General features: G+C 37.5%; 1 protein-coding gene. It reads left to right on the top strand.

The genetic code is table 11. From position 1 onward, the window contains the following. On the top strand, nucleotides 1–1,007 hold a 1,007-nt coding region (locus BUC03_RS15250; protein WP_159432728.1), incomplete at both ends, for a hypothetical protein.

The raw sequence follows: 1,007 nt of genomic DNA, 5'->3' as shown, positions 1-1,007 counted from the left end.
GCAGAGTCATTACAGACTTTTTGTACCGCAGCTACCTGGGCGGCAGCAGGCTTTACAAACCCAACAGATGATTTGTCATCCGTTTTAGTTTGTGGTGAAAACTTACAATGGTATAGTGATGCTGCAGCAACTATTCCTGTAAATAATATAAGTACGGTTTCTTTAATAGATGGAGATGTTTACTACGTTACACAAACTATAGCTGGTTGTGAGAGTGAACCTTTAGCAGTAAGTCTAACAGAAAATCAATGTGCTTGTATAGAAAATCCTAGCTTTCAAGATGAAAATGGTATTTTTGATGATAGTGGATATACATTTTATTCTAAAAATTTCAACGATATAAGAGCTTGTACAGGGATGAATTATCTTAACGGTACCCCTCAGGTTACTGCAGCAATAAATCAATATGATTATAGCTTTAACAATACAGCAGTGACGTATGCAGAACCGGGTAATATACCTTGGTTAGCTGCAAACGGAATTCCTGTTTCTAGTACTTCTCCGTTTGGTTGTTCAGAGCGTGCTATTAAATTAAATGATGACAATGGGGGAGGGAAAACAGGAACTGTCATGGTAAAAGAATTTGTTGCAGGTGAAGTATTTACCTTAGATTTCTTGTTTTTAATGAATGACCCTGGACACCCAGTAGATGAGCAACCATTTGTAACCTTTAGGCTTTATGATGATGCAGGAAGCTTAGTTCAAGAGCGTTGTATTTCAGCTAATCCTGATAATTGTATATTTAACGAGGTCGTTAGTCCTGTAAGTCCTAGTGGAACCTCTAGTTCTACAAATTTAGTTTATACAGATTGGTCTTGTATAAAATTAAATACTATAGAATTGCAGGGTCAAGCTGCAACCTTGGAGATATCTACCGGAGACTGTAACTGGGGTGGTCACTGGGGTACCGCTTATTTTGATAATTTTTATGTGGGAGATGATAGTCCTGGTCTTTGTGATTCTGCTTTTGGTTATATGTCTATAGATCCAATAGCACAAACAGGAAC

Source organism: Mesonia phycicola, assembly GCF_900141885.1.
In the GTDB taxonomy this organism is placed as follows: Bacteria; Bacteroidota; Bacteroidia; order Flavobacteriales; family Flavobacteriaceae; genus Mesonia; species Mesonia phycicola.
Note: the sequence above shows the minus strand (reverse complement) of the source record. Positions and strands in the feature narration are given on the sequence as shown.